Origin of the sequence: Bradyrhizobium cajani (assembly GCF_009759665.1) — a bacterium.
Lineage (GTDB): Bacteria > Pseudomonadota > Alphaproteobacteria > Rhizobiales > Xanthobacteraceae > Bradyrhizobium > Bradyrhizobium cajani.
The window spans coordinates 64,986-88,062 of the sequence record NZ_WQNE01000029.1 but is presented as its reverse complement, the minus strand read 5'-3'; the positions used below and the strand labels follow the sequence as shown (position 1 = coordinate 88,062).

The window sequence follows — 23,077 nt, the reverse complement described above, 5'->3', positions numbered from 1 at the left end:
ACGCCGTCACAGCATCCGGCTCCGCGCCTGCTAAGATGGCGTGCCGATTGACAGGCGCGCCGGAAACGTCAAAAGGCGCCGGATCAATTCTCGGGAAGAAGCGTTTCTAGTTCCTCATGACGGCGAGCATCACATCGACCGACGCTCAGGAAGGGCAAGGGCCGGTCACCTCGGGTTTCTGGGCCCTCACGCTTGGGAGCATCGGCGTTGTCTTCGGCGATATCGGCACCTCGCCGCTCTATGCATTCCACGAGGCCGTCAAGGGCGCGGCCCATGGCGAGCCGGTCTCGCGGGTCATTGTGCTGGGCGTGCTCTCGCTGATCCTGTGGGCGCTGCTGATCGTCGTGACCGCCAAATACGTCCTGCTGCTGCTGCGCGCCGACAATAACGGGGAGGGCGGCACGCTCTCGCTGATGGCGCTCGGCCAGCGCGCGCTCGGGCGGCGAAGCTGGGTTTTGCTCGCGCTCGGCGTGGTCGGCGCCTCCATGTTCATCGGCGATTCCATGATCACGCCGGCGATCTCCGTGCTCTCGGCGGTCCAGGGCCTCAAGCTCGCAACCCCCGCGTTCGAGCACTACGTGGTGCCGCTCACGGTCCTCATCCTGGCGCTGCTGTTCGCGGTCCAGAGCAAAGGGACCGCGCTGGTGGCCTCGGCCTTCGGGCCGGTCATGGTGGTATGGTTCGCCGTCATCGCGGTGATGGGGGCCGTCCACATCGCCGACGATCCCTCCGTGCTGGCGGCGATCAACCCCTATTACGCGGTGCAGTTCGTGCTGTCGCACGGCACGATTGGCCTCGTGACGCTTGGCGCCGTGTTCCTGGCGGTGACCGGGGGCGAGGCGCTCTATGCCGATCTCGGCCATTTCGGCCGCAAGCCGATCCAGTCGGCCTGGATGTTCTTCGTGCTGCCCGCACTCTTGATCAATTATTTCGGGCAGGGCGCGCTGGTGCTGTCCGATCCCGCCGCGATCGAGCATTCCTTCTATCGCATGGTGCCTGAAAGTCTGGTGCTGCCGCTGGTGGGCCTTGCGACCGCTGCGACCGTGATCGCGAGCCAGGCGGTGATCACCGGTGCCTATTCGCTGGTTTATCAGGCAGTGCAGCTCGGCCTGCTTCCCCGCTTCGAGGTGCGCTACACCTCCGAGACTCACGCCGGCCAGATCTATCTGCCGCGTGTGAACCGGCTGCTGTTGATCGGCGTGATGCTGCTGGTCCTGCTGTTCCACACCCCCAGCAATCTGGCCTCGGCCTATGGCATCGCGGTCTCCACCACCATGGTCGCCGACGGCATCATGGGCTTCGTCGTAATCTGGAAGTTGTGGAACTGGCGCGCTGCCACGGCTGCTGCCGTGATCGTGCCCTTCGTCGTCGTCGACCTGAGCTTCTTCAGCGCCAATCTCTTGAAGTTGCTGGAGGGCGCCTGGGTGCCGCTGCTGTTCGGCGCGGCCATGGCGGGGACGATCTGGACCTGGCGGAAAGGCTCGGCAATCCTGATCCAGAAGACGCGCCGGATCGAAGTGCCGCTGGACGATCTGATCCGGAGCCTGGAGAAGCGGCCGCCGCACATCGTCAAGGGCACCGCGGTGTTCCTGACCAGCGATCCCGCTTTCGTGCCGACGGCGCTGCTGCACAACCTCAAGCACAACAAGGTGCTGCATGAGCACAACGTGATTCTGACGATCGAGACCGCGCAGACGCCGCGGGTCGATCTGTCGGAACGATTCCGGATGGACAAGGTCAGCGACAAGTTCTCGAAGGTCCGCCTGCGCTTCGGCTACATGGAGCAGCCGAACGTGCCGAAGGCCCTTGCGATCGCGCGCAAGCAGGGCTGGCAGTTCGATATCATGTCGACCTCGTTCTTCGTATCGCGCCGCTCGCTGAAGGCTTCGGCGCAGTCGGGCATGCCGCTCTGGCAGGACCATTTATTCATCGCGCTGAGCCGATCGGCCAACGACGCCACCGACTATTTCCAAATTCCGACCGGTCGGGTGGTTGAAGTCGGCACCCAGGTCACTATTTGAACGCGATTGGCGGACATATGCGGTTTTTGCATGCCAAGGGCCCAAAATCGGGCTAGGCTATGCCGGCAGCGCAGGCCTATAAGCCCGCGCGCTCCCTTCCGCCGTTGTGCCGTGAGCATCTTTAGAGGCCATCAGTCTCTCCCATGACAAGCGACGTAGCAGTTCCCGCCCCGGAAACGGCGGCGGCCAATGGGCTTGGCGATGCCCACACCACCGCCGGTTTCGGCGCGCTGACGCTCGGCAGCATCGGCGTCGTCTATGGCGATATCGGCACCAGCCCGCTCTACGCGTTCCGCGAGGCGGTAACGGCGGCCTCGGGCGCGGAAGGGGCGCCCACGACGGCCGCCGTGCTCGGTGTGGCCTCGCTGATCCTGTGGGCGCTCGTCGTCGTGGTGACGCTCAAATACGTCGTGATCCTGCTCCGCGCCGACAACAATGGCGAGGGCGGCACGCTCGCCCTCATGGCGCTGGCCCAGCGCGCGGTCGGCACGCGCGGGGCGACCATCGTCCTGCTCGGCATCATTTCCGGCGCCCTGTTCTACGGCGATGCCGTGATCACGCCGGCGATGTCGGTGCTGTCGGCCATCGAAGGCATGAAGGACGTCACCCTGACCTTCGAGCCTTACATCGTTCCGCTGACCGTGGTGATCCTGGTCGTTCTGTTCGCGGCGCAATCGCACGGCACCGCCCGCGTCGCGGCGTTTTTCGGTCCGGTGATGTGCGTCTGGTTCGCGGTGATCGCGATCGCGGCGATCGGGCCGATCATGCGGCAGCCGCAGATCCTGTTCGCGTTGAACCCGCTCTATGCGGTGTCGTTCATGCTCCATCACGGCATCATCGGCTTCGTCACGCTGGGCGCTGTGTTCCTGGCGGTCACCGGCGCCGAGGCGCTCTATGCCGATCTCGGCCATTTCGGCAAGCGGCCGATCCAGACCGCCTGGCTGTTCATCGTGCTGCCGTCGCTAGCACTGAACTATCTGGGGCAGGGGGCGCTGGTTCTGGATGACCCCGGGGCGATCGTGAGCCCGTTCTTCCAATTGTTTCCGCAAGGCTGGGTCCGCGGCAGCATGGTCGTGCTCGCCACCATGGCCACCGTGATCGCGAGCCAGGCTGTCATTACCGGCGCCTATTCGCTGACGCGCCAGGCGATCCAGCTCGGGCTTTTGCCGCGATTTGAAATTCGCCATACCTCTGAAGCCCATTCCGGCCAGATCTTCATCCCGCGGATCAACCAGCTCCTGCTGGTCGCCGTGATCCTGATGGTGCTCCTGTTCCGGTCCTCCAGTGCGCTGGCGTCCGCCTATGGCATCGCCGTCACCGGGACCATGGTGGTCACGGGGATGATGGGCTTTGTCGTGGTCTGGAAGGTCTGGCGGTGGTCGCCGTTCGCGGCAGCCGCGCTGATCGTGCCGTTCCTGTTCCTCGACCTGACCTTCCTGGCCGCCAATCTGCTCAAGGTGTTTGAGGGCGGCTGGGTGCCGCTGGCGCTCGGCTCGCTGATGATCCTCCTGATGTACACGTGGCGCCGCGGCAGCCGGCTGCTGTTCGAGAAGTCCCGCAAGCTCGAGTTCCCGCTCGCCGATCTCGTGGCGATGCTGGAGAAGCGGCCGCCGCAGCGCGTGCCCGGCACCGCCGTGTTCCTGACCTCGGACCCGCTCAGCGCGCCGACCGCGCTGATGCATAGTCTGAAGCACTACAAGGTGCTGCACGAGAAGAACGTCATTCTCACCATCGAGACCGCGCAGACCCCGCGCATCGATCCGGCCGAGCGCGTCAGGCTGGAGCAGATCTCGCCGACCTTCACCAAGGTGACGCTGAAATTCGGCTTCATGGAATCGCCCAACGTGCCGAAGGCGCTGGCGATCGCCCGCAAGCTCGGCTGGCAGTTCGACATCATGTCGACCTCGTTCTTCCTGTCGCGCAGGGCACTCAAGCCCGCCGCCCATTCCGGCATGCCGCGCTGGCAGGACCGGCTGTTCATCTCGCTGAGCCGCTCCGCCAACGACGCCACCGACTATTTCCAGATCCCCTCCGGACGCGTGGTCGAGGTCGGAACTCAGGTGACGATCTAGGCAGGCAAACCAAAGCCGCACTTCAAGTCGCTGCGATTTAGCTTTAACTTGCGCCGCACGGCTCAAGCCTTTGTAGCGCTTGATTTTCGTGAGCCGAGAGGCGAGGTTGCCCGCCGGCCGGGGGCGCCCCGGCTGGCAGACGCGACGTTGGAGGATGATGTGGCAAACCAGGTACAGGATCTGACCCCGGACGAGGTCTCCAAGGGTGTCGCGGAAGGGCGCTATCTGCTCGTCGACGTCCGTGAGCCGAACGAGGTCGAGGCCGAGGCCTATCCTTACGGCGTCGTGGTTCCGCTCTCGACCTTCGATCCCAAGGCGATCCCGGATCCGCAAGGCAAGGAAGTCGTGTTCGCCTGCCGCTCGGGCAAGCGCTCGGTAACGGCCTCGCTGGCGGCGCAGGCCGCGGGCCTTGCTTACGACAAGCATCTGGCCGGCGGCATGCTTGGCTGGAAGGCGGCGGGTCTTCCCAGCAAGGTCGGTGGCTGATCCGATCGATGTCCAAAAGCTCTTCGTTGAACAAGGTCTTCGCCGACCTTCCCGTCACCATCTTCGAGGCGATGTCGCAGGCCGCGCGCGACAACAACGCCATCAATCTCGGCCAGGGCTTTCCTGACGATCCCGGCCCCGAGGACATCCGCCGTGCGGCGGCCGACGCCTCGCTGAACGGCTACAACCAGTACCCCTCGATGATGGGCCTGCCGGAGCTGCGGCAGGCGATCGCGACCCATTACGGCCACTGGCACGGCCTCAAGCTCGACCCGATGAGCGAGGTGATGGTGACCTCCGGCGGCACCGAGGCGCTGACCTCGGCGATCCTGGCGGTGGTCCAGCCGGGCGACGAAGTCGTCTGCTTCCAGCCGGTCTATGATTCCTATCTGCCGATCATCCGCCAGGCCGGCGGCATTCCGCGCCTCGTCCGGCTCGAGCCGCCGCACTGGCGACTGAATGAGGACATGCTGAAAAGCGTCTTCAATTCAAAGACCAAGGCGGTGCTGTTCAACAACCCCTTGAATCCCAGCGCCGTGGTCTATCCGCGCGAGGACCTCGAGCTGCTCGCGCGCTACTGCCAGGAGTTCGACGTCATCGCGATCTGCGACGAGGTCTGGGAGCACGTCACCTTCGACGAGCACAAGCACATCCCGCTGATCACCATCCCCGGCATGCGCGAGCGCACTATCAAGGTCGGCTCGGCCGGCAAGATCTTCTCGCTGACGGGCTGGAAGATCGGCTTCGTCTGCGCCGCGCCGCCGCTCTTGCGCGTCGCCGCCAAGGTGCACCAGTTCCTGACCTTCACCACCGCGCCGAACCTCCAGGCCGCCGTCGCCTACGGCCTCGGCAAATCCGACGACTACTTCCTGTCGATGCGCAAGGATTTGACGCGGAGCAGGGACCGCCTGACCAAGGGGCTGGAGAGCCTCGGCTTTCCCGTGCTGAAGTCGCAAGGCACCTACTTCCTCACCGTGGACCTGTCGCCGCTCGGGCTGAACGAGAGCGACACCGAATTCTGCTGGCGGATCGTGAAAGACTACAAGGTCGCGGCGATCCCGGTCTCGGCCTTCTACGAGCAGGACCCGGTGACCTCCGTGGTGCGCTTCTGCTTTGCCAAGAAGGACCAGACCCTCGACACCGCCCTGGAGCGGCTGTCGGACGCGGTGCGCGGACGCAAGAGGTAGATTTGAAATGACGAACGTCAGCCGCACGAGGCTTTGCTTTGGTTTTGCAATCGCCGCCGCGCTGACGTTGCTCTCCGCCCCAGCCAGGGCCGAGGAGCGGGTCATCAACTTCTACAACTGGTCCAACTACATGGCGCCGGATGTCCTCGAGGCCTTCACCAAGGAGACCGGCATCAAGGTGGTCTACGACACCTTCGATGCCAACGAGACGCTGGAGACGCGCCTGATGGCCGGCAAGTCCGGCTACGATGTCGTGGTGCCCACGGCCTATTTCCTGCAGCGCCAGATCAAGGCGAACATCTTCCAGAAGCTCGACAAGTCGAAGCTGCCCAACCTCGCCAACGCCTGGCCGGTGGTGACGCAGCGTCTCGGCATCTACGACCCCGGCAACGTCTACGCCGCGAACTACATGTGGGGCACGACGGGCATCGGCTACAACGTCGCCAAGGTGAAGCAGATCCTCGGGCCCGATGCCAAGATCGACAGCTGGGACATCGTCTTCAAGCCGGAGAACCTGGCAAAATTCAAAGACTGCGGCGTGCACATGCTCGACTCCGCCGACGACATCTTTCCGGCGGCGCTGAGCTGGCTCGGGCTCGATCCGAACTCGACCAGGCAGGCGGACCTCGAGAAGGCCGCCGACGTCGTGGCGAAGGTCCGCCCGTCCGTACGCAAGTTTCACTCCTCCGAATACTTAAGCGCGCTCGCGACCGGCGAGATCTGCTTCGTGGTCGGCTGGTCCGGCGACATCATGCAGGCGCGCGCCCGCGCCGCCGAAGCCAAGACCGGCGTCGAGATCGGCTACGCCATCCCGAAGGAGGGCGCGCAGATGTTCTTCGACAATCTCGCGATCCCGGCGGACGCCAGGAACGTCAAGGAAGCCTACGAGCTGATCAACTATCTCTATCGCCCCGATGTCGCCGCCAAGAATTCGGACTTTTTGTCGTATGCCAACGGCAACCTCGCCAGCCAGAAGCTGGTCGATCCGAAGATCCTGAACGACAAGAACATCTATCCGGACGAGGCGACGCTCGCAAAGCTGTTCGTCATCACGGCGCGCGAGCCGGCGACGCAGCGGATCATCAACCGGCTCTGGACCAAGGTGAAGACGGGGCGGTAAATCGCCTCGCCAACTCATTTTCTGCAAAACAACCCCATGCACAGTAGAACCGCGCCTTCCGCGTTGCCGGCAGTGGCGGCGCGTAAGTCGCGATGCCGTTTGGCCTAATTGCTCCGCGGACGCAAAGGAACTGAGACGCCTCGCGCGTGATGAAAAGTGGGCCTGCGAGACAAGCCGGGCGCGCCTGACCTCATCAGCCTCCGCTGCTTTGACACGTCGGGCAAAACACTGGCACAATGGCATGGTGGCCATCAGGTCCAATGCCGCTCTCGGCGTGAAGCGTGTGTCAGGAGCGCAAACCGCTTCCTAGCCCTCGCTGTCATTCCCCGCGAAGGCGGGGAATCCAGTACGCCGCGGCTTCTCGATTCAATCACTGGCGTCACGGAATACTGGATCGCCCGGTCAAGCCGGGCGATGACAGCTGACTATGACGAAAGCGCGCTCCGAACCTTACCACGCATAACGCACCGTGCCCTTGCCTGTGTAAGTCTGCGTGCTCTGTGAAAACTCGCCCTCGACCGTTCCGGCGAGCGACAGACCATTTCGCCATGTCATCTCGGCACGGCCACCGACCAGTGCGGAATCGGCAGCTGGCCGCGCGCCGCTGACCGTGAAGGCCGCGCCCGGCAGTGTCTGGAAGGCGGCGTTCACGAAGCGATTGGTGTTGGTGTCGTGGGCCCAGGCGAGCCGGCTGCGCAGCGTGAGCACGCCATCGTTGACGAGGAAGCGCTGGTCGGTGCGGGCGCCGAACTCGGTGCGAACGTTCGTCGTGTCCTGCGAGGTGTACGACAACGCGAACTGGTTGCTGCCGACCAGCGCGGTCTCGCCGTAACCGGGAAGGTGGAACGCCGTGGCCTGCACCGCTGCGTAGGGCGTCACGCCGAAGGTGGAGGCGGGGATGGGCACGAAGCGCCAGCCGGTCTCTAGGCGGCCCGCAAAGGTGCTTGCCTTGAAGTTCGCAGTGAGCTTGTCGGTGCCCGACACCGTCACGGTGCGGTCGGTGGTGACGACCTGCCAGCCATAGGCGAGGGCCGCCGAGATGTAGGCCGGGCCGAAATTGTGGCGGGCATAAAGGCCGGCCTGGAAGACATCGGCGCGGCCGCTGCCGAGGCTATCGGCGACCGAGAAGTTGAAGCCGGCGCCGCCGAGCGCGAAGCCGAGCAGCGTGTCCGGCGAGAGGCGATAATCGGCGCCCACAGCCGTGCCGTAGATGCGGCTGGTGGTGGTGCTCGAACCTGCCGGAGCGTTGCCGTTCAGATTGCTGGCGCCGCCATAGCCTGAGGCCCACACGCCCCAGCGGCTGTCGAGGACATCGCCGCTCGCCTGGCGCGGCGTCACCGCGGCGTAGGCTTCGCGAACGCGGGCGTCGTTTGTTTCCGTGGAAGCGTAGCCCAGCGTGCCGCCGCCGGCAGTCCCGCCGCGCTCGCCGTCCGAGCCGCCATTGAGCGGGTCGAGCATGTTGACGAACTGCTGCGTGGCGTCGAACGCGGCTTGCGTGCTGGCGGCGCCAGGCTGGCCTGAGACTTGGCCGAGCGCGTGGTTGAGCTGCGGGTTGCCCATGTTGAGCAACGCATCGAAGCCGGCCGGCGGTGTCGCTCCGCCCGCGACCGCTCTGTTGATGGCGTCGGCAACATTGGTCGGGTTGGCGCCCGTGCCTGCCGGCAGCACGATCGTGCCGGGATCGAGCACGAGATAGACGTTGTTCGTGTCGTAGGTGAGATGCGGATTGCGCGTGGGGCTGAAGCTGCCGGAGGCGCTTAGCCCGGCGAATTGCGTTCCGCCGAGCCCGCCGGTCGCGTTGAGGATGGTGTAGGTCTGGCTGCGGAAGCTGCCGGGGATCGCCACCGCCTGCACGGTGGCGCCGGTGAGCGTCGCGGTGCCCGTGACGTTGGTGCGGTCGGCGGCGGTCGCGGAGACCTCGACCCTGTAGAAGCTGCCGACACTGAAGGCGACGTTGCCGCTGACGGAGAGGGTGCCTACGGAATTGCCCGGCGCCAGTGTGCCGCCACTCGCGATCGTCGTGTTGCCGACGGTGCCGGTGCCGCCGAGCGTGCCGCCGCTGTTCACGGTGACGCCGCTCGATGCCAGGACCGAGCCGTTCACCGCGAGCGTGCCGCCGTCGATAACAGTTGCGCCGGTGTATGTGTTGATGCCGGACAGGGTCAGTGTGCCGGTGCCGATTTTCACCAGAGAGGCGCCGGTGCCGCCGCCCGATCCGCCATCGGCGATCACGCCTGCGACGTTGGTGGACAGATTGTTGCTGCCGACCGTCAGCTCGTTGGCGCCGAGATGGAATGTCCCTACGCCGGAAATCGAGCCGGCGGTGAGCCTGTTGTCGCTATTGGGGCCTGATGTCATCGAGAGGTCGAACACGGCGGCGGACGCGGCGTTGACGAGCTGCGCGTTGCCGGGCGTCGAATTGCCGTCAAACACCACGTTGCCGCTGTTGGCGATGACGGCGTTGCCGGCCGTGGCACTGGCGCTGAACGCCAGCGTACCGGCGGAAACCGTCGCGCCGGAAAAATTCTCCGCGCCGGTCAGGGTCAGCTTGCCGGCGCCGGTCTTGGTCAGCGTGGTGCCGCCAAGATTCTGGCTCAGGACGAAATTGTTGGCTGCATCCGCAATGTCGAACGTGCCGCCGCCGGCACCCAGATTGATGGTCCGCGCGGTGGTGTTGAAGGCTGTGCCGGTGATCTGCAGCGTGCCGCCCTTGAAGGTCAGGCCGCCCGCGAGGTCGCCGAGATTGTCCTCGGACGCGACGCTGACAGTGCCGCCGGCGAAGGTGGTGCCGCCGGTATAGGTGTTGGTGCCCGTGAGCGTCAGCGTGCCGGTGCCGGTCTTCACCAGCGAGCCGCCCGCGGCGCCGCTGTAGCCGCCGTCGGCGATCACGCCGCTGACGGTGGTCGACAGATTGTTGCCGCCGACCGTCAGGGCGTTGGCACCGAGATAGAAGGTACCGTCGCCGGCGATCGAGCCGGCGCTGAGCTTGTTGTCGCCGTTCGGGCCGGAGCTGCCGGAGAAATCGAAGAAAGTATTGGCCCCGTTATTGATCAACTGCGCATTGCCGGCGGTCGCATTGTCCCGGAAAGAGGTCATTCCGCTGGAATTGTTGAAGGGGCCGCCGGCATTGTTGGTGATGACGGCGTTGCCGGCGGTGCTGGTGCCGGTGAATGATAGATTGTAGCTGTTGCTGATGGTCGCGCTGCCGGCCGTGCTGGCGCCGCCGAAAGACGCTGCCAGGTTGTTGGTGATGGTTGCGCTGGCCGCGGTGCTCGAGGCCCCGAACGTCAAGCTGCCATTGTTGGTGATGGCAGCGTATCCGGCTGTGCTGGTTTGACGGAAGTCGATTGAGTTGGTGCTGGTGATGACGGCATTGTCGGCGGTGCTCGTACCGCCGAAAGAAAGCGATCCATCGTTGTTGATGGTTGCGGTGCCGGCCGTGCTGGTGTTGAGGAAATACGCGTAGGCGAAGGTGTTGAGGGTGATGGTCGCGCTGCCAGCCGTGCTGGTGTCGCGGAAAGACAATTGGCCGCTGGTCGTGATGGTGGCGCTGCCGGCCGAGCTCGTGTTGTAGAAACCTGTGAAAGTGCCGCCGGTGATGATGGCGTTTGCGGCCGTGCTCGAGTCCTGGAAGATGACCTGTCCGGAGCTGGAACCGACGATGTTGGCATTGCCGGCCGAGCTCGTGCCGTAGAAATACGTCAAGCCGCTGTTGTTGATGGTCGCGTGGCCTGCCGTGCTGGTGTCGTAGAACGCCGTCGTTCTGTTGGTGCTGTTGCTAATGGTTGCGCTCGCCGCCGTGCTGGCGTCGCGGAAATAGAGCGTGCCGTCATTGTTGGTGATGCTCGCAGTGCCGGCCGAGCTCGCATTGTGGAAGATCGTGGTTCCGTCGTTGGAGATGCTGGTGATGCCGCTGGTGTTGGCGTTGACGACGTCGAACGTGCCGCTCGCGCCAACAATGACGGTCCCCAGAATAGTGCCGACGCTGGCGGCAGTGCCGAGCTGCAACGTGCCGCCGTTGACCGTGGTGCCCCCGGTATAGGTGTTCGCTCCCGACAGCGTCAGCGTGCCGGTGCCGATCTTGACCAGCGAGCCGCCGGTGCCCGCGATGACGCCGCTCACCTCGGTCGATTGATTGTTGGCGCCGACGGTCAGTTCATTGGCGCCGAGCTGGTAGAAGCCCGCGCCCGCGATCGAGCCGACGCTGATCTTGTTGTCGCCGTTGAGTCCCGTGGTGGGGCTGAAATCGACCGAGGCGTTGGCATTATTGATGATGGCCGCATCGCCGGCCGTGCTGTTGTCTTGGAAGGTTAGGCCGCCGTTGTTGACGATCGACGCGTCGCCGGCTGTGCTGAAGTTATCAAAAGTGATGCCGCCATTGTTGGTGATGGTGGCGCTGCCGGCGGTGCTGTAGCCTTGGAAATACAGGAGGTAGTCGTTGGTGATGGCTGCGTTGCCGGCCGTGCTGTTGGAGTAAAAAGTCGTCGTGCCGCCGTTGTTGTTTGTAATGGTTGCGCTGCCGGCTGTGCTGGTGTTGTAGAACTCCAGGCCGCTGTTGTTGCTGATGGCTGCGTTGCCGGCCGTGCTGCTGTTGGAGAATTGAAGGAAGCCGTTGTTGCTGATGGCGGCGGTGCCGGCCGTGCTGCTGTCGAAGAATTGAACGATGCCGTTGATGTTGATTGTCGCTCCGCCGGCCGTGCTGGTGTTCCGGAAATACAGGGAGAAGTTGTCGGTATCGATGGTAGCGCCGCCGCTGTTGATGACGATGCCTGCGCCCGTGAAGGTCAATTGTGAGCTGCTGAGGTCAAACGTGTAGTTCGAGGCGCCGGCATTGAATGTCCAGCCGCCGACCGTGACACCGCCAAAAAACGACAGGTCGGTGATGTTCGACGCGCCGAAATAGGCAGTGCCGGTCGGCCTTGTGCCGGTGTCCCAGTTGGCGCCGGTTGTGTAGCTATTCGAACTTGGCGAGGCGAGCCAGGTGGCATCCTGCGCCTGCGACGGCGTGGCCGGCAATGTCCAGGCCAAAGCCAGTGCCGACGACGTCATCAGTGCAGCCCGCAGGCGGCGGGTCGCCACGAAACAATCTTTCCCCGTCTTCATCACGTCTCCCAAATCGCGCGAACCGCGAGTCCTCGACGGGATTCATCGCATTGGGGCCGGAGGGGTGTCCTGATACGGGGGCGGGCGGTTTCTGAAAGTTTCTGATATTTCCGCTTCAGGGAAACTTTTCGGGCTTTTTCGACACAGTTCCTCTATATGAGCCGGCCAGAAAGAGGCGGGGGGATCAATTGCTTCGTTTCGCCGGCTTCGGGCTGGATCAACAGCGCGGCGAGCTGCAGGGGCCGGATGGCGTTGCGATCAAGCTCCGGCCGAAGACCTTCGAGATGCTGCGGCTGTTCGCGACCAGCGGCGGTCGGGTCCTCAGCAAGCAGGAGCTGATGGAGGCGGTCTGGCCGAACGTCCATGTCGGCGAGGACAGCCTGTTCCAGTGCATCCGCGAGCTGCGCACCGCGCTCGGCGACGAGCGGCGGCAGCTGATCAAGCTCGCCTCCGGCGGCGGCTATTCGCTGACGGCTGATGTCGTGATCGAGCCGGAGGCGAGCGCGGTTCATGCCGAGGTACTGGCTGCGGTTGTGGCCGAGCCAGCGGTCCCTGCCGAGGCCGAGGCGGCGCCGATACAAACGCTGGCACCGCGCTCCATCTTCAACCTGCGCAGCCCGGCCGTGATCGGCGCCGTGGCCGCGTTCTGCGTCATCATCATCGGGCTTGCGGTCGCAGCTCCGGTGCTGAAGCCCGACTTCCTGTTCAAGCGCACGCCGCCGCGGATCGCCGTGACGGCGATCGTTGACGGGAGCAATGATTCCCGCGGTGCAGCCGTGGCAGCCGAGGTCACCGCTCGCCTCACCGATGGTTTTGCCAAGATCCAGAACATCAGCGTGGTCGCGCCGCGCGCGACGGCGGGTGTCGAGAGCGCAAGCGCGGTGGCCGCATCGCCCGATTACGAGATCCGCGGCGAGCTGCAGCACGGCGATCAATCCTGGACCTTGCGGGCCCGCATCATCAAGGCCGGCAGCGGCGAGGTTCAGGCGGTCGCCGCTGCGTCGGCCGTTGCCGACGAGGCGGATGCACAAGTTCAGCAGTCGCGCCTCGTCGCCGGCGTGGGGCATGTGCTGGCGCGCCGCCTCAACGAGCTGTTGGAGCCCAGCGCCTCCTCGTCAGCGAGCCGGAAATCGTCCGCGGGCGGCGACAAGGTTGCCGTCGAGCAGTCGCTCGCATCGATCAACCAGACCACGCGCGAGCGTTTCGGCATGGCGCAGTCCATGCTGCAGAAGGCGCTCGACGAAGATCCTGACAATGTCGATCTCGCCGTCGCGCTCTCATCGCTGCAGATGCGCGGCATCCAGATGGTCTGGTTCAGCCCGGAGGAGGCTGTTGCGGTCGAGGCCAAGGCCAATGCGACGCTCGAGCGCGCATTGCGATTGAAGCCGAATTCTATTCCCGTGCTCGAGGCCTCTTGCCGCTTCCTCAGCGCGACCAATCATTTCGTGGAAAGTCTCGTCACCTGCGCCAAGGCCTTGAGCTTCGATCCGTGGAACGGCTCTGCGCTCTATTTGATCGGCCTCGGCCAGATCTATCTCGGCCGCTTCGACGATGCGCTCGCGACATTCCAGCAGGCCGATCGTTACGATACGCCGCCGGCCTCGCGCTGGACCTGGCTGCTCGGAGCAGGCATGACTTATGCCTTGATGGAGCGCTACGAGGAGGCGCTGCCGTGGCTGCAACGCTCGATCGCCATCACGCCGGGGACCGGCCGCTCGCACTTTCTGCTCGCCGCCGCCTATCAGAGATCGGGCCGGTCCGAGGAGGCGAAGGCGGCAATCGCGGAGGGGCTGCGCTTGCGGCCCGGGACGAACCGGCGCAGCGTCTGGCCGCCGATGAAGAACGCAAGTCCGATTTGTATCGCGGCCTGGGACCGCGTCGTTCAGGCCGAGGTCGACGCAGGATTGCCGGAGCAGTGAGGGCTAAAACGCGCTGTCATGCCCCGGCTTGACCGGGCCGCCCAGTACGCCGCGGCCTCTCCGTATTCGTCAAAGTCTCTGGAATACTGGATCGCCCGATCAAGTCGGACGATGACAGCGGAGTATGAGGAGAGCGCGCCTCCGCAATGACGGCGGAGCTACCGCCACCGCCGGTGCAGCCAGAGCCACTGCTCGGGATGCTCGCGCACCCAGCTCTCCACCACGCTCGTGATTGCCTGGGTCGTGCCCTGGATGTCGATCTTGCCCTCGGCATCGCGCACCGGCTGAACCTCTTCGGTCAGCTCGCCGCGAAAGCGGCCGCCGGGCAGGCGGATGATGCGGACGCCGTGGATCGGGCATTCGATCTGGCGCAAGAGCCGCGCGAGCATCGGATTGGCGCGGGTCTTGCGGCCGAAGAAGGTGACCTCGACCCCGCCGGTCAGATACTGGTCGATCAGCATGGCGACGTGCTTGCCGTCCTTGAGCGCCTGCGCAAGCCGCAGCGGCGCGTCGCGGCCCGCCGGGATCAGCGTGCCCATGTTGACCTGGCGCATCTCCTGGATGATGCGGTCGGCGGAGGCGATGTTCGGCCGGCGATAGAGAATCGCGGTGTCCAGCCCATGCGCGACGGCCGCGAGCGCCGGCAGTTCCCAGTTGGCCAGATGCGCGGCGAAGATCAGTGCCGGCTTGCCGTCGTCGCGGATCTGGTCGAACAGCTCGATGCTGCGCTGGGGCAGCTCGATCTTGCTCTTCTCCGGATGGTCGCGGTCATAGTCCCAGACATGGTCCATATGGGCGAATTCGGCGCCGACGCGGCCGAGATTGTCCCAGACGCCCATCAGGATCTGTTCGATCTCCTCGGGCGACTTTTCCGGAAAGGCAGCGGCGAGGTTGGCGCGGCCGATGCGGTGCTCGCGCAGGCGCGGGCCAATCAGCTTGACGACGCGCGCGAAAAAGTCCGAGGTCTTGGCCGGATCGAAATAGCGCGTGGTGCGCAGCATCGCGACGGTGGCGGCGCCGATCAGGCCTCCACCGACCGACTTGGCAGCCTCCCGCGCGCGGGCCTTCGTGCTCGCAGTCAGCAGCGCCATGCGTCCGGTCAGGCCGGTTCGCGCGTCAGGATCAGCGAGGCGTTCTGGCCGCCGAAGCCGAACGAGTTCGACATGACAGCGGTGACGCGGGCATCGCGTGCCTTGTTGCCGACGACGTCGAACAGGATCGTGGGATCCGGATTGTCGTAATTGATCGTCGGCGGGATGCGCTGATGCTCGAGGGTCAGCAGCGAGAAGATCGCCTCGACCGCGCCGGCGGCCGAGATGGTGTGGCCGACCATCGACTTGTTGGAGGTGACCGGAATCTTCTGCGCGAGCTCGCCGAACACGGCCGACGTCGTGTTGAACTCCATCTTGTCGTTCTCGGGCGTCGCGGTGCCGTGCGCGTTGATGTGGTCGATCTGGTCCGGCGTCATGCCGGCATCGGCCAGCGTCTTGTTCATGCAGCCGATGATCGGCTTGCCATCGGGCGAGGAGCGGGTGCGGTGGAAGGAATCGGTGAGCTCGCCGCAGCCGGCGATCACGCCGAGGATCTTTGCACCGCGCGCGACCGCGGCTTCATAGCTTTCGAGCACGAGGGCGCCGGCGCCTTCGGCCATGACGAAGCCGTCGCGGTTCTTGGAGAAGGGGCGGGAGGCCGCCTGCGGCGGATCGTTCTGGGTCGACAGCGCCGAGAGCAGCGAGAAGCGTACCAGCGCTTCGGGATTCACGGTGCCGTCGGTCGCCACGCACAGCGCGGCGTCGGTCTCGCCGCGCCGGATCGCCTCGACGCCGAGCTGGATCGAGGTCGCGCCGGAGGCGCAGGCCGTCGACAGCGAGATCGGCGAGCCCTTGGTGCCGAAGGTTTCGGCGAGATGCGCGGCTACCGAGCCGAACATGAAGCGGTGGTGATAGGCGCTGTACTTGCCGCCGCCGGAGATACGCAGCAGGTCGTCGTAGGTGAAGTCGAGCTTGCCGACGGCGCGGCCGAGCTCGCGGCGCTGCGGCCATTCGACTTCGACCGGCGCGACCGCAAGGAAGAGTGGCCCCGGGAAATCGGCCTTGGCACCGATGCCGGCCTGCTCGAGCGCTTCCTGCGTCACCAGCTCGGCCATCCGCTCGGACAGGCCGGTGGAGGAGAACGGATCGACATCGATGAAATCGACCGTGCCGGCCATCGTCGTCTTCAGGCCGTCGATTGGAAAGCGCGTGATGGTACGGATGCCGGATTCGCCGGCGACGAGCTTTGCCCAGTTGTCGGCCTTGCCGGTGCCGAGCGAGGTCATGATGCCCATGCCGGTGACGACGACGACGGGACGCCCGAATTTGTCGCGTGGTGCAGTCATGTCGATCCCCCGATAAAGCTAGAGCATCCGCCAAAGCGCGCCGCGCTTCAGCTCACCGCCTCGACCAGCGCCATGCCTTCGCCGCGCCAGTGTCCGGCCCCCACCACCACAATCTGGGTGGGCGCCCCCTGCATTTCAATCTCGGTCCCGGTCGAATCGTTCGGCGGGAACAGCGCGCCGCGCGAGATCGAGAGCGCAGCGAGCGCGATCCCGAGTGGGAATTGCGTCTCCATCGTGTGCCCGAACATCGTGCCGGTCGCCCGCACGGGCAAGTCGGCATGGCTCTTCAGGAAGCTGCGCTCCTCGGACGTGGCCGGCTCCGCGCCGGTCGCTCCCGTGATGATCGCCGCCTTGCCCTCGCGCCTGGGCAGCTTGGCCCACAGCGTCTCCAGCGTCGCAGCCATGTCGCCGGGCTGCTTGCGCTTGGCGAGATCGGCGACGACGCTCGACAGCTTTGCGAACGGCTTGGCGCCGCGGGCTTCCGCATGCGCCCTGGACTCCAGCACCAGGAACGCGCCGGCCGAGCCGAGCGCGAAGCCGGCATGGTCCTTGCGCGCCCAGACGGGAGCGAACTTGTCCTGCAAATTGAAGTCGCCGAATTCGTAGAGGACCAACAGATCCTTGCGCTCGCCATTGTGCGAGCCGCCGACGAGGGCAATGTCGCTTTCGCCCGATGCGATGCGCGACAGCGCGATGCGGGCCGCGTCGGCTCCCGCAACCTCTTCGCCCATGAAGGTGCGCGAGGTGCCGCCGAGACCATGCACGATGGCGATGTTGCCGGCGAGCAGGTTGGAGAGCTGCGCCAGGAACAGCGTCGGCCTGAGATCGCTCATCAGCCGTTCGTTGAGGAAGCCCGGCGCATTGGCACCCTTGGCCTCGGCCGTGAGCACGCCGCAGTCGACGTTGAGATCGCGCTCGCCGCCGCCGGCGGCCACCACCATGTCGATCTTCGACAGAATGTCCTTGTTGCCCTTGATCCCGGCGGAATCGAGCGCCAGGCCCGCGGCATAGGTGCCGATGCGCTGCCAGGCTTCCATCTGGCGCTGGTCGCCCTTCTTGGGAATCTGGCTGTCGAAGCTCACCGGCATCAGCGGATGCACGACGTAGGGCGCAAAGCCCTTGTCGTCGACATTGATGCGCTTCTCCTGAAGCGCGGTCCAGTTGGCGTCCAGCCCCTCGCCGAGCGAGGTGGCGAGCCCAATGCCGGTGATCCAGACTTCCGTCTGGCCGGGCTTCGAAGCAGTCTCAGTCATGGCGATACGGCCTGTTGCGGAAAGCCGACGCGCTCGGCGACCTTCGCCATGTACCCGCGCATATCCGCATTGGGGAAGGGGATCAGCGTGAAGGTGAGTGTCGAATTCGCGCGCAGCTTGCCGCCGACCCTGATCTTGGCCTCGGTCATGGCGTAGCCCGAGCCCTCATGGGCCATGCTCGCCTCGATGCTCATGAGATCGCCCGGGAACACCGAGCCGCGCACCTTGGCCTCCTTCACGGCGGCCAGGATCGGCATGCGCTCGAACTTGAACAGGCCAAGCTGAAGCCAGCCCGAGGCCTGCGCCATCGATTCGATCAGGAGCACGCCGGGCATCAGGGGATAGCCCGGGAAGTGCCCCTCGAAGATGGTGCTTTCCTTCGGGACCTGCGCTTCGACGACGATCTTCTTCTCGCCGACGTTGAGGTCGACGATGCGATCGATCATGTGGAAGTATTCGAGTTGCATGACCGCCCGATTAGGCGCTCGCGCCCTTGGCCGCAACCAGTTCGTCGATGCGGGCGCACAGGTTCTTCAGCACGAAATACTGCTCGGTGGTCGCCTTGCCGTCGTTGACCTCCTGAGTCCACTTTTCCAGCGGCAGCTTGATGCCGAACTGCTTGTCGATCGCGAACGCGATGTCCAGGAAATCGAGGCTGTCGATGCCGAGGTCATCGATGGCATGGCTATCCGGCGTGATCGTGTCGCGCGGGATGTCGCAGGTTTCAGCGATGATCGTAGCGACCTGATCGAATGTGGAGGACATCACTAAGCCTTTGATATATTGCGGATATTTGTCAGATATTCCAGAGTGGCATGGTGGGTGGGCATCGCGCCCCGATGACGCCCTCAAACCCCCCTCTGGCCGGGTCGAAAGCCCGTATATCGGAGCGCCGCCCTGAGTTCAATGGAGCCGGACGGCCGCAGGGACAGGGGTTGGGGATGCCTGCCAGAGGCGCTTCGGCCAGGGGCCGGCGCGGGGCGCACCTTAGATGTGCGGGGTCGTGATCTTGACGCAGTCGCGACGGCCCATCAGCACGCAATCCTGGGTCCGGCGCAGGTCGGCGATGCTGACGGCGAGCCATATCCCGATCGCTGTCAGCGCGATGGTGAAGGCGAGCGCCGCGATGTTGGCGAGCATGCGATGGCGGAAATCGCCCGGTTCGGCGCGCGGCTGCTCGTAGCGCGACAGGTCGAGCCGCTCGGGCGCCGCGCGCATCGGCTGCACGGTGCCGCTACCCCGGTGAACCACCGGGGAAGACGAGTTGCGCGGCCTGAACTGGAGCACCCGGTGCTCGTCATCAGAGCTTATGGGCCGCTGGGTTTTCATGGTGAGGGGATCACTCCGAAGCAGCGATTTTTAGATAGCACACGTGATGCACCGGTTGCAGAAAATCTTGTCAACGCAGACGTGCATTGCGCGTTCGCACGCCCTCTCATTGAGGGGCGCAAGTGACTGCGGAACCGGCCGCCATGCCGCCGTCGGGACGCGCCGGGGTGCGTTGCAGCAACCGCCGCGAAGTGCGCCTCCGTCCCGTGAACATCGGGTTGTGATCTCCGCGCCTCTGCCGGACGCATTTTGCAGCATGAGGGGCCATGGCATAGTCCGGGGAACCTGGACGACCTTCTGCAACCGTGTGAGGAGCCCTTCGACCATGACGAATACGCGCGAGCCGCGAGTGCATCCGGTGCCGATCCTGTCGCTTCGTCCGACGCAGATGACGGTCGGCATGCGCGAGGTCAAGGAGAAGCGCAAGCGCTGGCGCGAGCACGACAAGAACAAGCAGGCCGATCTGCTCGGCAAGCACATGATCCCCGTCGTCTTTGGGCCGGACGGGCGCTACTACGTGATCGACCATCATCATCTCGGCCGCGCGCTGCACGACGAGGGCGTCAAGGAGGTGCTGGTGACCGTGATCGGCGATCTCAGGATGGTCGAGCGCGAGGCGTTCTGGGGCGTGATGGACAACAAGCGCTGGGTCTACCCCTACGATACCAAGGGCGAGAGGCGGCCGTTCCGCGATCTGCCGAAATCGGTCGCCGATCTCAAGGACGATCCGTTCCGGAGTCTTGCCGGCGAGCTCCGCCGCATGGGCGGCTTCGCCAAGGACACCACGCCGTTCTCCGAATTCCTGTGGGCCGACTATCTGCGCCGGCAGCTGTCGCGCAAGGCGGTGGCTGCCGATTTCGACAAGGCGATCGAGAAGGCCATGTCCGCCGCCAGGAGCAAGAATGCGATCTACCTGCCCGGCTGGTGCGGTCCGGCGGACGATGACTAGGGCGCAACGCCATATCAGCACGCCATGCTGCCTCGCAGACCGGACCTCATCACAGCCTCTTGAGCGAAATCATTTTTTGCCCGCACGAAGCGGTCCTGAAACAGAGCCGTCCCATCTCTTGGGGTATCGAGCTCACACAGGAGGCAGGAATGCGCCGTCTGGTCTTCACCATTGCCGTGCTCGCGGTCGCCTCAGCAGGAATCTCGGCATCGTTTGCCGCTGTTCACCACGCCAAGACATTGACATTCGCCGAGCGTTTTGCCCCGGCGCTCGAGTTGATGGCAAAGCATTAGGGGCATAACGCTTCGTAGCCGTAGGCAGCGCAGCACTGTCGCGCCACAAGCCGGCATGGGCGGCGCAGTTGCTGGCCGGCCGGATCGGGCCGATGGTCGATATCGTGCTTGACCTGCCGCAAATGAATATCGGCGCACCCCGCTAGGCTCCGCTCTGCATGATTGCCGAAGCAGCGTTGCGCCCCGATGTCGAGGGCCCGTGCTCCAAGTCATGCTGACCTGGAGAAGCAGCCATGAGCTTGATCTTTCGCATCCTCTTTGTCGCTGCCGGCGCGATCACCGCGCTGTTCGTCGCGCGCGATGCGCTCAACTTCACCATCATCCAGACCTTCGTGGCCATCCTGCTCGTGACAGCCATCCTGGGCGCCGGAGCGCTCTGGAGCCTGCGGCGCAAGACGTGAGTGAACGGAGCCAGGAAAAATGACGATGGGCGCTGAACGGCGCCCATCGGTTGAGCTTGGAGGCGTGCGCCTCTTCAGCGCAGGATATCGCGCAGCACTTCGCCGTCGACCTGCTGCGGCCTGACACCGAGGATCCGCATGATGGTCGGCGCGACGTCGAGGTTGCGCATACGCCGGATCACCGTCTTCTGGATATCAGGGCCGGCGGCGATGAAGGTCGCGCTCATCACCGGCAGCTCGGGGTCGTGGCCGTGGGCTCCGTAGAAGTTCGGCATCGACAGCGTGGTCGTCGCCGCATTGAACGGAGCGTCGCCGAGGCGGGCGACGCCGGGGTTCTGGATGCCGTCGAAATTGTAGCCCGGAGCCATCAGCGCGAACACATCGCCAAAATCCTGGCCGATGGTCTTGCTGGTGCACTGGCCGAGCCCGGCGTTGCATTGCAGCGGCCGGGTTTCGACGACGGTGAAGAGCCGCCCGCTGTCGAGCGAGAAGTTGAACTTCGGGTTCGGATCGACCGCGTTCTTCACCGCATCCGTGATCTGCATGACCAGTGCCCGGTAGGTCGCGGGATCGACGCTGCCGCCCTGTTCGCGGTTCTGCAGGTTGACGTAGATGTTGACGGCCGGACCCGAGGTGCGGATCGCAACCTTGCTGGTGTCGACGCCGGCATTCTTCAGGATGTTGGTCATGCTGACGGAGGTGTGGAACGGCGCGAAGCCGTGGTCCGACACCACGATGACGTTGCTGTCCGGGCCGGCCGCATCGGCGATCCGCTTCACCGCCTTGTCGGCGGTCTGGTAGGCGAAGCGAATGTACGACGCGTAGCGCGCCACCTTGGCGGCATCCTGGTTGGCGCCGATCGAGTTCGGATCCTTCGGATTGGTGCCCTGGCGCGGATCGGTGAGCAGGAACTGATGCTCGGAGCCGTCGGGCTGCTCGATATAGACCATGACGAGGTCGGCTTCGGGATGGTTCTGGATCGCGCGCTCGCCGATGTCCGCCTGATAGCGTACGAAGGTCTTGACCATGTCCTCGTACATCGTCTCGATCTCGATGTCGGGGAAGTTGGTGAAGCCCGGGCTCAGCCGCTCCGGAATGCGGAAATCGGCCTGCGGACGCCAGAAGCCGATATTGTTGTTGATGTCGTCGACGTCGGCCAGCACCGCCGCGTTGCGCGGGATGTAATTGGCGCCGTAGCGAGCGAAGCGCACCACCGAAAGATCGGGTGCAAGCTGCGAGACGAAGTAGGCGGCACCGACCTTGGCACCGCTGCCTTCGAAGAAGAAGGGTGCGTTCTCGCCGCCCAGCCTGACGTAGGCCGGCCCGGTCGACGGTGCGTGGAACGGTCCCGGCTTGATGCCCTGCATCGCATCGAAGAACACGAGGGTGTCGTAGTTCACCACGTTGTCGTTGGTGGTGTCGAGCGCCGCCACCCGGATCGCGTACTTGACGTCGAGCGTCGACGCGCTGGTGCAGGTCGCAGGCGCAGCCGACGAGCAGGAGAACGTCTCGATCGGGTTCGGCGTCGCGAGCACCGGGCTGTAGGAGAATTTGCCGGCCGCCTGGAGCGCCGTGATGATCGCCGGATCAGGCGCGAAGTCCGTCTGGGACAATGAGAAACCCTGAGCCGAAAGGCCGCCGAAGGCGCCGAACGGCACCGTATAGTTGGTGACGCGGATCGGCTGGGCCGGCTGCACCACGGTGCCGTTGATGGCAATGTCGGCGCCGTCGCCGCCGGGCCATGTCGCGGTGGCCACCTTCTTGCCCTGCTGGCGAAGCTGCACCCACAGCGGTGTCGCGGTCGGATGCGGCGACGGCCCGAGGGGGCTTTCCTGATAGCCGCCGATCGGCGCGGCGAAGCCGCTGATGCTCGACGAGATCGGTGCGACGACCGCCTGGAAGGTGTTCGAGGGGATGTCGTTGTGCACGGCGTTGGAGCCGGTGGCGATCTCGATGTGCGAGACCGCGGTGAGCGAGGGCGATGCCGTCACGTTCTGGATTGCCACCGCGCCGCGATGCATGAGCCGGGCCAGGCCACCGTTGCGTGGCAGCACGCCTTCTTCGATGAACTGCCGGATGAAATCGGGCTTGGCGCCGTCGAGCGAGATCAGCACGACCTGCGGCTTGCGGCCGTGATGGCCGCCGCCGTGGCCGTGATCGGGGGAGTTGCCGAAACCGCGGTCGCGGTCGTCGTTATCGGCGCGCGCCGGGACTGCAACGCCGGCCAGCGATGTGGCGAGGAACGTCGCCGCCATCAGGGAGAAAACGGTCTTCTTGCTCATGTTGATGCCCCAAGCTCGCTTGCGCAATTCCGGCGCGGTGTAGTGTGGAATGGGGCGCGATTATCGAGCGAGGCCGACGACGCGGATGTGACGCGTGTACGTCGTCGAGATTACACAGCGGAGCTGTGGCTTTGTGATCGCTGACACGCGACACGAAAGAGCAATGCATTTGCTCTTCGAAAAGACCATGCTCAAACAACGATCTAATGCGCGATGATGTCGACACCTGACATCATCTTGTTTGGCCACTGGTCAGAAATTGGAACCCGGGCGTTGCGTGTGCGG

The 23,077-nt window shown here is 64.9% G+C and carries 17 protein-coding genes; 9 read left to right on the top strand and 8 right to left on the bottom strand.

All coding sequences use genetic code 11. The annotated features are described in order from the left end of the window. Positions 1 to 116 precede the first annotated feature (116 nt). The 5 genes from GPL20_RS28645 (at position 117) to GPL20_RS28625 (ending at position 6,886) form a co-directional block, all read left to right on the top strand. Positions 117 to 2,021 (top strand): potassium transporter Kup, encoded by a 1,905-nt coding sequence (locus GPL20_RS28645; protein ID WP_157333957.1) that lies wholly within the window; start codon positions 117 to 119, stop codon positions 2,019 to 2,021. Between the two features lie 143 nt (positions 2,022 to 2,164). Beyond that, positions 2,165 to 4,093, top strand: coding sequence for a potassium transporter Kup (locus tag GPL20_RS28640; RefSeq protein WP_157333955.1), 1,929 nt, complete (start codon positions 2,165 to 2,167; stop codon positions 4,091 to 4,093). 159 nt (positions 4,094 to 4,252) lie between these two features. Further along, positions 4,253 to 4,579: a rhodanese-like domain-containing protein gene (locus GPL20_RS28635; protein WP_212436684.1), complete on the top strand. Its 327-nt coding sequence runs from the start codon at positions 4,253 to 4,255 to the stop codon at positions 4,577 to 4,579. Between the two features lie 8 nt (positions 4,580 to 4,587). Beyond that, positions 4,588 to 5,766: an aminotransferase gene (locus GPL20_RS28630; RefSeq protein WP_157333953.1), complete on the top strand. Its 1,179-nt coding sequence runs from the start codon at positions 4,588 to 4,590 to the stop codon at positions 5,764 to 5,766. Positions 5,767 to 5,773: 7 nt separating this feature from the next. Beyond that, the gene (locus GPL20_RS28625) at positions 5,774 to 6,886 is read left to right on the top strand and encodes a polyamine ABC transporter substrate-binding protein (protein ID WP_157333951.1); all 1,113 of its coding nucleotides are present in this window, start codon (positions 5,774 to 5,776) and stop codon (positions 6,884 to 6,886) included. A 450-nt stretch (positions 6,887 to 7,336) separates the two neighbouring features. Here the strand turns inward: GPL20_RS28625 and GPL20_RS28620 are convergent, their stop codons facing one another. Further along, positions 7,337 to 11,989: an autotransporter domain-containing protein gene (locus GPL20_RS28620; protein WP_157333949.1), complete on the bottom strand. Its 4,653-nt coding sequence runs from the start codon at positions 11,987 to 11,989 to the stop codon at positions 7,337 to 7,339. A 188-nt stretch (positions 11,990 to 12,177) separates the two neighbouring features. Between GPL20_RS28620 and GPL20_RS28615 the strand changes: the two genes are divergently transcribed. After that, positions 12,178 to 13,908, top strand: coding sequence for a winged helix-turn-helix domain-containing protein (locus GPL20_RS28615; RefSeq protein WP_157333947.1), 1,731 nt, complete (start codon positions 12,178 to 12,180; stop codon positions 13,906 to 13,908). Between the two features lie 158 nt (positions 13,909 to 14,066). Here the strand turns inward: GPL20_RS28615 and GPL20_RS28610 are convergent, their stop codons facing one another. The 6 genes from GPL20_RS28610 to GPL20_RS28585 form a co-directional block, all read right to left on the bottom strand. After that, entirely contained in the window at positions 14,067 to 14,999 is a 933-nt protein-coding gene (locus GPL20_RS28610; protein ID WP_157333945.1) for a lipid A biosynthesis lauroyl acyltransferase, read from the bottom strand. An 8-nt stretch (positions 15,000 to 15,007) separates the two neighbouring features. Continuing rightward, entirely contained in the window at positions 15,008 to 16,285 is a 1,278-nt protein-coding gene (locus GPL20_RS28605; RefSeq protein WP_157333943.1) for a beta-ketoacyl-ACP synthase, read from the bottom strand. A gap of 47 nt (positions 16,286 to 16,332) precedes the next feature. Then, positions 16,333 to 17,538, bottom strand: coding sequence for a beta-ketoacyl-ACP synthase (locus GPL20_RS28600; protein ID WP_157333941.1), 1,206 nt, complete (start codon positions 17,536 to 17,538; stop codon positions 16,333 to 16,335). Further along, a complete protein-coding gene (locus GPL20_RS28595; protein WP_157333939.1) occupies positions 17,535 to 18,005 on the bottom strand; it encodes a 3-hydroxyacyl-ACP dehydratase FabZ family protein in 471 nt (156 codons plus the stop codon). Before GPL20_RS28595 ends, GPL20_RS28600 begins: the two co-directional genes overlap by 4 nt. Before the next feature lie 10 nt (positions 18,006 to 18,015). Next, positions 18,016 to 18,303, bottom strand: coding sequence for an acyl carrier protein (locus GPL20_RS28590; protein ID WP_007592476.1), 288 nt, complete (start codon positions 18,301 to 18,303; stop codon positions 18,016 to 18,018). A 222-nt stretch (positions 18,304 to 18,525) separates the two neighbouring features. Next, complete coding sequence (locus tag GPL20_RS28585; protein WP_157333936.1) at positions 18,526 to 18,867, bottom strand: hypothetical protein; 342 nt, start codon at positions 18,865 to 18,867, stop codon at positions 18,526 to 18,528. Positions 18,868 to 19,192: 325 nt separating this feature from the next. Between GPL20_RS28585 and GPL20_RS28580 the strand changes: the two genes are divergently transcribed. The 3 genes from GPL20_RS28580 (at position 19,193) to GPL20_RS39015 (ending at position 20,510) form a co-directional block, all read left to right on the top strand. Next, entirely contained in the window at positions 19,193 to 19,816 is a 624-nt protein-coding gene (locus tag GPL20_RS28580; RefSeq protein ID WP_157333934.1) for a ParB-like protein, read from the top strand. Positions 19,817 to 19,965: 149 nt separating this feature from the next. Then, entirely contained in the window at positions 19,966 to 20,109 is a 144-nt protein-coding gene (locus GPL20_RS39020; RefSeq protein WP_167533261.1) for a hypothetical protein, read from the top strand. Between the two features lie 233 nt (positions 20,110 to 20,342). Beyond that, positions 20,343 to 20,510 carry a hypothetical protein gene (locus GPL20_RS39015; protein ID WP_167533260.1) on the top strand — a complete coding sequence of 56 codons (168 nt, stop codon included), beginning with the start codon at positions 20,343 to 20,345 and terminating at the stop codon, positions 20,508 to 20,510. A 74-nt stretch (positions 20,511 to 20,584) separates the two neighbouring features. Here GPL20_RS39015 and GPL20_RS28575 read toward each other — a convergent pair whose 3' ends face one another. Next, positions 20,585 to 22,792 (bottom strand): alkaline phosphatase family protein, encoded by a 2,208-nt coding sequence (locus tag GPL20_RS28575; RefSeq protein WP_157333932.1) that lies wholly within the window; start codon positions 22,790 to 22,792, stop codon positions 20,585 to 20,587. Between the last annotated feature and the right edge of the window lie 285 nt (positions 22,793 to 23,077).

Excerpts from the sequence above, each read along its gene's own strand:
- GPL20_RS28645 (WP_157333957.1), top strand. The coding sequence starts at position 117 with ATGACGGCGAGCATCACATCGACCGACGCTCAGGAAGGGCAAGGGCCG.
- GPL20_RS28640 (WP_157333955.1), top strand. The coding sequence starts at position 2,165 with ATGACAAGCGACGTAGCAGTTCCCGCCCCGGAAACGGCGGCGGCCAAT.
- GPL20_RS28630 (WP_157333953.1), top strand. The coding sequence starts at position 4,588 with ATGTCCAAAAGCTCTTCGTTGAACAAGGTCTTCGCCGACCTTCCCGTC.
- GPL20_RS28625 (WP_157333951.1), top strand. The coding sequence starts at position 5,774 with ATGACGAACGTCAGCCGCACGAGGCTTTGCTTTGGTTTTGCAATCGCC.
- GPL20_RS28620 (WP_157333949.1), bottom strand. The coding sequence starts at position 11,989 with ATGAAGACGGGGAAAGATTGTTTCGTGGCGACCCGCCGCCTGCGGGCT.
- GPL20_RS28610 (WP_157333945.1), bottom strand. The coding sequence starts at position 14,999 with ATGGCGCTGCTGACTGCGAGCACGAAGGCCCGCGCGCGGGAGGCTGCC.
- GPL20_RS28605 (WP_157333943.1), bottom strand. The coding sequence starts at position 16,285 with ATGACTGCACCACGCGACAAATTCGGGCGTCCCGTCGTCGTCGTCACC.
- GPL20_RS28600 (WP_157333941.1), bottom strand. The coding sequence starts at position 17,538 with ATGACTGAGACTGCTTCGAAGCCCGGCCAGACGGAAGTCTGGATCACC.
- GPL20_RS28595 (WP_157333939.1), bottom strand. The coding sequence starts at position 18,005 with ATGCAACTCGAATACTTCCACATGATCGATCGCATCGTCGACCTCAAC.
- GPL20_RS28590 (WP_007592476.1), bottom strand. The coding sequence starts at position 18,303 with ATGTCCTCCACATTCGATCAGGTCGCTACGATCATCGCTGAAACCTGC.
- GPL20_RS28585 (WP_157333936.1), bottom strand. The coding sequence starts at position 18,867 with ATGAAAACCCAGCGGCCCATAAGCTCTGATGACGAGCACCGGGTGCTC.
- GPL20_RS28580 (WP_157333934.1), top strand. The coding sequence starts at position 19,193 with ATGACGAATACGCGCGAGCCGCGAGTGCATCCGGTGCCGATCCTGTCG.
- GPL20_RS39020 (WP_167533261.1), top strand. The coding sequence starts at position 19,966 with ATGCGCCGTCTGGTCTTCACCATTGCCGTGCTCGCGGTCGCCTCAGCA.
- GPL20_RS39015 (WP_167533260.1), top strand. The coding sequence starts at position 20,343 with ATGAGCTTGATCTTTCGCATCCTCTTTGTCGCTGCCGGCGCGATCACC.
- GPL20_RS28575 (WP_157333932.1), bottom strand. The coding sequence starts at position 22,792 with ATGAGCAAGAAGACCGTTTTCTCCCTGATGGCGGCGACGTTCCTCGCC.